Raw genomic sequence first — 7,295 nt, 5'->3', positions numbered from 1 at the left:
ATCCAGAATGCGCCGAGCGGGCGGCAGGCGGCGGGAAAGAAGGTCCGGATCCGGTCCGCCAGAAAGACCCGCCGGCTGGCCGCCTCGTCCGTCTCGCCGGCCACATCGGTCGCGATGGCATAGGTCCTCATGCGCGGTCGTCCCACCCTGTCGGCTGCGTTCGCTGCGGCACCGCCACCATGCGCGCCCGCAAGCGATGAGCGCACAGAACGCTGTCAAAGACCAGCCGCGGGCATGGCGATCGCACGCCTTGGTGCGCCGGGCCCGGCACCGGAACCACGTTGCAACAGGCGCCAGACGAACGAACGGCATCATGACGAAGGAAGGAGCGCCGAGGACGAAGCGCGCGCCCATGCCGAAGCATGGGCGGCAACGAACAGCTGCAACCTGAAGTCGGGATCAAGCAGGAGGCTGATCGAGCGCGTTGCGTTGGGACGGTCCCACATGTCAACCAGACTGCGAAGAGCCACTTTCAAATGCTGCCATCAAAGCAGCACGCAGCAGACCGAACCGTATTGTCGTATGAAAGGGCTTCCCGAACGAATTCGGGGAATTGGTGCCCAGGAAAGGACTCGAACCTTCACGCCTCGCGGCACACGGACCTGAACCGTGCGCGTCTACCAATTCCGCCACCTGGGCACTGGCGGTTGATTAGTTTCGTCGCGGCGTGCTGTCAATCGATTCGGGAAGAAAATGCGTGGCGAGGCGTGCGTTGCGGCAAAGCGGCCGCTGATCGGGCTTTTCGCCTTTCGCGATTGCCGCTAAAGCCTCGGGCGACACATCATGCGGACCACGCGCCGGGAACGCGCGACGTCCTGACGGGGATTGAGCCAGATGACGGTCGATACCAGGAAGCAGATCACGGTGTTCGGAGGGTCGGGCTTCCTCGGCCGCTACGTCGTGCACGCTCTCGCCCAGCGCGGCCATCGCATCCGCGTCGCCTGCCGCCGGCCCGACCTTGCCTACCACCTGCAGATCGCCGGGCGCCTGGGACAGATCCAGGCGATCCAGGCGAACCTGCGCCACCCCTGGTCGGTGGAGCGGGCGCTGGAGGGCTCGGACCATGCGGTCAACCTCGTCGGCATCCTGAACGAGGGCGGGCAGCAGACCTTCGCGGCCCTCCAGGCGGAGGGCGCCGGCCATGTCGCGACCGCGGCCGCGAAAGCCGGGATCGGCCTCGTCCAGATGTCGGCGATCGGTGCCGACGCCAACTCACCCTCGAGCTACGCGCGCACCAAGGCGGAGGGCGAGGCCCGCGTCATGGCGGCAGTGCCCGGCGCCATCGTGCTGCGCCCCTCGATCGTGTTCGGCGCGGAAGACCAGTTCTTCAACCGCTTCGCCAATATGGCGCGGCTGTCGCCGGCCCTGCCGCTTCTGGGCGGCGGGCACACGCGCTTTCAGCCCGTCTTCGTCAACGACGTGGCGCTCGCGGTGGCGAAAGCCGTCGACGGCGAGGTCGCGGGCGGGCGCGTCTACGAGCTCGGCGGCCCGGAGGCGATGAGCTTCCGCGCCATGATGGAGGAGATGCTCCGGGTGATCGAGCGGCGCCGCCGCTTCATGTCGATCCCGTTTGGGCTGGCCGCCTCGATGGCCGGCTGGATGAAGGCGCTGCCGGGCGCGCCGCTGACGCCGGACCAGGTGGTCCAGTTGCAGATCGACAACGTGGTGTCGGACGCCGCGAAGGCGGAGGGTCGCACGTTCGAGGCCTTCGGCATCACGCCGCGCACGCTCGCGGCCGTCCTGCCGACCTATCTCGTGCGCTTTCGACCGCAGGGGCAGTTCACCAAGCCCCAGCCGCACGACGACCGCCCGGCCGAGGACGACAGCCTGCCGGGCGACGACGGGATCGCCAAGGCCTGACCGCGAGCCCGGCCGCGCCCGCGGCGCCGGCCTGCAGCACGAAAAAAGGGCGCCCTTGCAGGCGCCCTTTTCTTTTGGCCGGCCGACGGCGGCGGTCAGCGATAGGCGAGGATGACGCCGATGCCGATCGCGCCGACGGCGATGCGCCACCAGGCGAACGGGGCGAAGCCGTACCGGGAGACGAAGCCGAGAAGCGAGCGCACCACGACGAGGGCCGAGAGGAAGGCCATCACGAAGCCGATGCCAATCGTCGCCGCGTCGTCCACCGACAGGAGCGACCAGTTCTTGTAGAGGTCGTAGGCGAAGGCGCCCGCCATCGTCGGCATGGCGAGGAAGAACGAGAATTCCGCCGCCGAGCGCTTGTCGGTGCCGAGCAGCAGCGCGCCGGCGATCGTCGCGCCCGAGCGCGAGGTCCCGGGGATCATCGCAAGGCACTGGATGAGGCCGATCTTGAAGCAGAGCGACAGCGGATACTCCTCGATGTCGCGGTAGCGCGGGTTGAGCGGCATCCGGTCGATCGCAAGAAGAATGAAGCCGCCGATGAGGAGCGCGACGCAGATCACCATGGGCGTCTCGAACAGGACGCCCTTGATGAAGTCGTGGGCGATCGCCCCGATCACCGCTGCCGGCAGGAAGGCGAGCAGGATGCCGCCGACGAAGCGCCGGCTCTTCGCGTCGGACGGCAGGGTGACGAGGAGATGCCAGAGCTTGCCGAAATAGACCGAGAGCACCGCGAGCACGGCGCCGAGCTGGATCAGCACTTCGAACGTGTTGCCGGTGGAGTGGAAGCCGAGAAGCTGGCCGGCCAGGATCAGGTGACCCGTCGAGGAGACGGGGATGAATTCCGTCAGCCCTTCGATCAGACCGAGGACGAAGGCGTCGAAGAGTTGAAGGGTATCCATCGCGGGTCCCGCAAGTTGGCTTGGCGTCCGGGGAATGCCGTGGCGACCCGCCGGGGGTCAAGGCCTTCGCCGCACTGCAGTATGAACGACAGAGCTTTCCCCGGCCCGCCCTGGCGCCGCGAGGCGCGCGAAAAAGCTTGCTGTTGGTGAGGATCGGCTTATGTGGCGCCTGGGGAAGCGGAGCGCCTGCGGGCGTTCACGATCCGCCAACCATCTGGTCTTAAGGTCACGGCAACCCTTTTCGCGACCGCCTCCGGCCGCGTCATCGAGAGTACAAGTTTCCCGCCTCCATGCTCATCCTGCACCACCATCCCATGTCCGCCGCCTCCCGTTTCGTGCGGCTGGTCCTCGGGGAATACGGCGAGCGGGCCGAACTGGTGGAGGAGCGCCCCTGGGAGCGGCGCGCCGAGTTCCTGGCGCTCAATCCGGCGGCGACGCTGCCCGTCCTCACCGAGGACCGCAGCGTGCCGATCATCGGCGGCACCGTGGTCGCCGAATATCTCGACGAGACGCGCGGCGCCTTCCAGCGCGAGAAGCGGCTTCTGGCCGAGAAGCCGATCGAGCGCGCCGAGATCCGCCGCCTCGTGGAGTGGTTCCTCGGCAAGATGGACGCCGAGGTGACGCGCTATCTCGTGCGCGAGCGGGTCTTCAAGCGCGAGATGCGCTCGAACGAAGGCGGCGGCGCGCCGGACGCCTCGGCGATCCGCGCCGCGCGCGCCAATCTGAAGAACCACATGCGCTACATCGGCTGGCTTGCCGAGAGCCGGAACTGGCTGTCGGGGTCGCGCCTCTCCTATGCCGACTTCTCGGCCGCGGCCGCGGTCTCGATCCTCGACTATCTCGGCGAGGTCGCCTGGGAGGAGGAGCCGGCTGCCAAGGACTGGTACATGCGCATCAAGTCCCGCCCCTCGTTCCGGCCGTTCCTGTTGGAGCGCGTGCGCGGCGTGCCGCCCGCCGCCCACTACGCCGAACTCGACTTCTGACGCCCACGACAGCCTCGGGAGGCCCGGCCGACGCCCCTGATGTCGCCGCGCGTTGCGGCCTCTGCTAAGGATCGGCCATGGCCGACGCCTTGCCCCCTCCTGCCCTTCGCCGCTTTCTCGAGGCCGACGCGCGCCGTCTCGGCTTCGACGCCGTCGGCATCGCGCGGCCCGAGGCGGATGCCCTTGCGGGCGAGCGCCTCGACCAGTTTCTGGCGGCCGGCCATCACGGCACGATGGCGTGGCTGCCGGAGACCGCCGAGCGCCGACGCTCCGTCGCGGCGCTCTGGGACGAGGCCCGTTCGGTCGTCGTCCTCGGCCTCAACTACGGACCGGACGAGGACCCCCTCGCCATCAACGCCCGGACGGACCGGGGCGCGATCTCGGTCTATGCGCGCCACCGCGACTACCACGACGTCGTGAAGGGCAAGCTTAAGGAACTCGCCGGCAGGCTTGTGGCGCGGGCGGGGACGCGCAGCGACGGACGCCCGCACGATGCCAAGGTCTTCGTCGACACCGCCCCGCTGATGGAAAAGCCGCTGGGGCAGGCGGCCGGGCTCGGCTGGCAGGGCAAGCACACCAATCTCGTCAGCCGCGAATTCGGCTCCTGGCTCTTCCTCGGCTCGATCGCGACCACGATCGCGCTCGAGCCGGACGCACCGGCGCGCGATCTCTGCGGCTCCTGCCGCGCCTGCCAGGACGCCTGCCCGACGGACGCCTTTCCCTCGCCCTATCGGATCGACGCCCGGCGCTGCATCTCCTACCTCACCATCGAGACGCGCGCACCGGTGCCGCGCGCGCTCCGCCCCCTCATGGGAAACCGGATCTACGGCTGCGACGACTGCCTCGCGGTCTGCCCCTGGAACAAGTTCGCTGCGGCCGCGCGGGAGGCGAAGCTGCGCGCGCGCGACGACCTGCGCGCGCCAAGGCTGGAGGAGCTTCTCGAACTCGACGACGCCGCCTTCCGCGCCCTCTTCTCCGGCTCGCCCGTGAAGCGGGTCGGCCGCGACAAGTTCGTCGCCAACTGCCTGATCGCCGCCGGCAATTCGGGGCGTGCGGGGCTTCTGCCGGCTGTGGAGGCAAGGCTCGGCGACGCGGCGCCGGCCGTGCGCGCGATGGCGGTCTGGGCACTCGCGCGCCTCGCCCCGGACCGAGCCCTGGCCGCGCGGGACGAGGCGCTGATGCGCGAGACGGACACCGAGGTGAGGACGGAATGGCATGCGATCGAAGAAGGACCGCCGAATGACGACTGAGGACCTGGCACGGCCGGATGGGGCGGGGCAGCCGGCAGAGGGCGCGACGCCCGCGACCGCCCGCAGGACGACGCGCGTCGGGCCCGGCGCCCTTGCCGCCGGCCGCCATTCCTCCAGGGAGCACGGGTCGTGGTGATGCGCCCCGATGCCGGCGACCATGAGCGCTTCTTCGTCTTCGGCTGCGGATATTCGGCCGGCGCCTTCCTGCGCACCCGCGCGCCCAAAGAGATCATCGGCGCCACGACGCGCTCGGCGGAGAAGGCGGCGCGTCTGCGTGCTGCGGGCTGGCCGCCCTTCCTGTTCGACGGGCGCGCGCCCGGCGCGGGCATTACCGAGGCGCTCGCCCGGACCACACATCTCGTCGTGTCGATCGCCCCCGGCGAGGACGGCGATCCCGTCCTCCGACAGCACGGCGAGGACCTACGCCGCCATGCGCCGTCGCTGCGCTGGATCGGCTACCTCTCGACGGTCGGCGTCTACGGCGACCACGGCGGCGCCTGGGTCGACGAAACGACGGCCCCGGCGCCGACGTCGAAACGCTCGCGCGAGCGGCTGGAGGCCGAACGGGCCTGGGCGGCCGTGGCGGACGATCTGGATCGTCCGCTCGCCATCCTACGGCTTTCGGGCATCTACGGCTCTGGCCGAAGCCCGTTCGACAAGCTGCGTGCCGGCACGGCGCGTCGGCTCGTCAAGCCGGGTCAGGTCTTCAACCGCATCCACGTCGACGACATCGCGGGCGCCCTCGCCCATCTCGCCGCAGGCTGCACCGGCGGCATCGTCAACGTCACCGACGACGAACCGGCGCCTCCCCAGGATGTCGTGGCCCACGCCGCCGACATCGGCGGATACGCCTGCCCCCCGGAGATCGATTTCGCCACCGCCGACCTCACGCCGATGGCACGATCGTTTTACGGCGAGAACAAGCGAGTCGCGAACACGGCCCTCAAGCGCGCCGGCTATGCCCTGCGTTTCCCGACGTTTCGCGAGGGTCTGACGGACTGCCTCAAGCGGCAGAATGCCCCTTCACCTCACGGAATTTCCGGTTAAGATTTCACGAATTTACGTTTCGTGATGGAACCGCCACGTTTTGGCCGCTTCCCACCCGCACCTCTCCGGCGTCGAACGGCGGGGGCCACGAGGGGATTTCATTAACGAAATCAGAGATCTCGGTCCGCGTCCGTATGAAACGGTAGAAGGACCGGACGATTGATCGCAAAATCCCTGACGGCGGTTGCCCTTGTGGGCGCCGCTCTGCTGGCCTCGGTTCCCGCTGAGGCGGCTGGCGGCAAGACCACCTGCGGCGGCGCCTCATGGTACGCCCTCACCTCGCGCACCGCCTCCGGCGAGCGCATGAATCCGATGGCGATGACGGCCGCCCACAAGACCCTGCCGCTCGGCAGCAAGGTCAAGGTGACCAACCTGCGCAACCAGCGCTCCGTCGTGGTGCGGATCAACGATCGGGGCCCGTTCATCAAGGGCCGTCTGATCGACCTGTCGAAGGGCGCGGCCCAGCGCCTCGGTTTCGTCGATTCCGGCCATACGCGTGTCCAGATCGAGCCGGCCGACGGCTCGGGTGCCGACACTTGCGCCTGACCCTTCCCCACCGCTGAACGCCGGGTTCGCCGGACGGCAGGGCGTCTTCGCGCGCAGTCCTGAAGTCCCGCGAGCCCGTCCTCGCCTTGCCTCGCCCGCTGCGATCCTGTAGTGACGAAGCCGGACGGAATGCCAGCCATCCTGCCAGCCGCCCCAAGCGGTCCGCACCCGTAGCTCAGCTGGATAGAGCGCTGCCCTCCGAAGGCAGAGGTCACAGGTTCGAATCCTGTCGGGTGCGCCATTCCTGAATACCAATGGGCACTTTGATGTCCTTTCTATCATCGATCATAACCTGCTCACGCAGGACGTGTTTCCAATCAGTTATGATCAGCCTCTCGTCATCTACGATCACGCGATCAACGACGGATCGTAAATAGCTTTTACGGAACGGCACGTCGCCGTTGCGAATGCGATCTCGCATGAAGTTGGCGAAGGCAACGACGCGCTCCGGTGTAATCTCAACCTGAGCGCCAATTCGCCGTCGAATACGGTCCACACCGGCAAGCGCGATATTCCGGTCGCGCTGTGCGCTCCGCATACGCTCGGCGAATTCTGGATCATCCAGGTCGGCTATACCACGTTCAGCCAACCCCATCAGTCGATCAACTCTCATCCTCGCATCGGCGAGTTCGGTTTCAAAGCGAAGAAGCTCGGTGCTGTCAGCTTCCCTGGTACGACGTTCGGTCTCTATGGACTCGAGAATGCTG

The 7,295-nt window shown here is 68.1% G+C and carries 7 protein-coding genes, 2 tRNA genes and 1 pseudogene; 7 read left to right on the top strand and 3 right to left on the bottom strand.

Going from position 1 to position 7,295, the window contains the following annotated elements:
• Positions 1 to 554: 554 nt before the first annotated feature.
• Positions 555 to 639 (bottom strand) — tRNA-Leu (locus QZ753_RS17010).
• 195 nt (positions 640 to 834) lie between these two features.
• Between QZ753_RS17010 and QZ753_RS17005 the strand changes: the two genes are divergently transcribed.
• Positions 835 to 1,860, top strand: a complete 1,026-nt coding sequence (locus QZ753_RS17005) for a complex I NDUFA9 subunit family protein (protein ID WP_294645332.1) — start codon at positions 835 to 837, stop codon at positions 1,858 to 1,860.
• Positions 1,861 to 1,955: 95 nt separating this feature from the next.
• On the opposite strand, the gene QZ753_RS17000 is transcribed toward QZ753_RS17005, so the two are convergent.
• The gene (locus QZ753_RS17000; RefSeq protein WP_294645331.1) at positions 1,956 to 2,762 is read right to left on the bottom strand and encodes an undecaprenyl-diphosphate phosphatase; all 807 of its coding nucleotides are present in this window, start codon (positions 2,760 to 2,762) and stop codon (positions 1,956 to 1,958) included.
• 290 nt (positions 2,763 to 3,052) lie between these two features.
• Here QZ753_RS17000 and QZ753_RS16995 point away from each other — a divergent pair, with 290 nt between their 5' ends.
• The 6 genes from QZ753_RS16995 (at position 3,053) to QZ753_RS16970 (ending at position 6,829) form a co-directional block, all read left to right on the top strand.
• A complete protein-coding gene (locus QZ753_RS16995; RefSeq protein WP_294645330.1) occupies positions 3,053 to 3,745 on the top strand; it encodes a glutathione S-transferase family protein in 693 nt (230 codons plus the stop codon).
• Between the two features lie 77 nt (positions 3,746 to 3,822).
• Positions 3,823 to 4,995: a tRNA epoxyqueuosine(34) reductase QueG gene (gene queG / locus QZ753_RS16990; protein WP_294645329.1), complete on the top strand. Its 1,173-nt coding sequence runs from the start codon at positions 3,823 to 3,825 to the stop codon at positions 4,993 to 4,995.
• Positions 4,985 to 5,131, top strand: a complete 147-nt coding sequence (locus QZ753_RS16985; RefSeq protein ID WP_294645327.1) for a hypothetical protein — start codon at positions 4,985 to 4,987, stop codon at positions 5,129 to 5,131. Before queG ends, QZ753_RS16985 begins: the two co-directional genes overlap by 11 nt.
• Positions 5,131 to 6,042 carry an SDR family oxidoreductase gene (locus QZ753_RS16980; protein WP_294645333.1) on the top strand — a complete coding sequence of 304 codons (912 nt, stop codon included), beginning with the start codon at positions 5,131 to 5,133 and terminating at the stop codon, positions 6,040 to 6,042. Before QZ753_RS16985 ends, QZ753_RS16980 begins: the two co-directional genes overlap by 1 nt.
• Before the next feature lie 159 nt (positions 6,043 to 6,201).
• The gene (locus QZ753_RS16975; protein WP_294645325.1) at positions 6,202 to 6,588 is read left to right on the top strand and encodes a septal ring lytic transglycosylase RlpA family protein; all 387 of its coding nucleotides are present in this window, start codon (positions 6,202 to 6,204) and stop codon (positions 6,586 to 6,588) included.
• A gap of 164 nt (positions 6,589 to 6,752) precedes the next feature.
• Positions 6,753 to 6,829: transfer RNA gene (locus QZ753_RS16970), tRNA-Arg, on the top strand.
• Here the strand turns inward: QZ753_RS16970 and QZ753_RS16965 are convergent.
• Positions 6,800 to 7,295, bottom strand: a pseudogene (locus tag QZ753_RS16965) (hypothetical protein); the annotation flags it as partial. The gene QZ753_RS16970 and the pseudogene QZ753_RS16965 sit on opposite strands and share 30 nt — an antisense overlap.

This window comes from uncultured Aureimonas sp. (assembly GCF_913775355.1).
GTDB lineage: Bacteria > Pseudomonadota > Alphaproteobacteria > Rhizobiales > Rhizobiaceae > Aureimonas.
This window is presented reverse-complemented; position numbering and strand designations above follow the sequence as displayed.

Coding starts and splice junctions, on each gene's coding strand:
- QZ753_RS16985 (WP_294645327.1), top strand. CDS start 4,985: ATGACGACTGAGGACCTGGCACGGCCGGATGGGGCGGGGCAGCCGGCA.
- QZ753_RS16995 (WP_294645330.1), top strand. CDS start 3,053: ATGCTCATCCTGCACCACCATCCCATGTCCGCCGCCTCCCGTTTCGTG.
- QZ753_RS16980 (WP_294645333.1), top strand. CDS start 5,131: ATGCGCCCCGATGCCGGCGACCATGAGCGCTTCTTCGTCTTCGGCTGC.
- queG (WP_294645329.1), top strand. CDS start 3,823: ATGGCCGACGCCTTGCCCCCTCCTGCCCTTCGCCGCTTTCTCGAGGCC.
- QZ753_RS17005 (WP_294645332.1), top strand. CDS start 835: ATGACGGTCGATACCAGGAAGCAGATCACGGTGTTCGGAGGGTCGGGC.
- QZ753_RS17000 (WP_294645331.1), bottom strand. CDS start 2,762: ATGGATACCCTTCAACTCTTCGACGCCTTCGTCCTCGGTCTGATCGAA.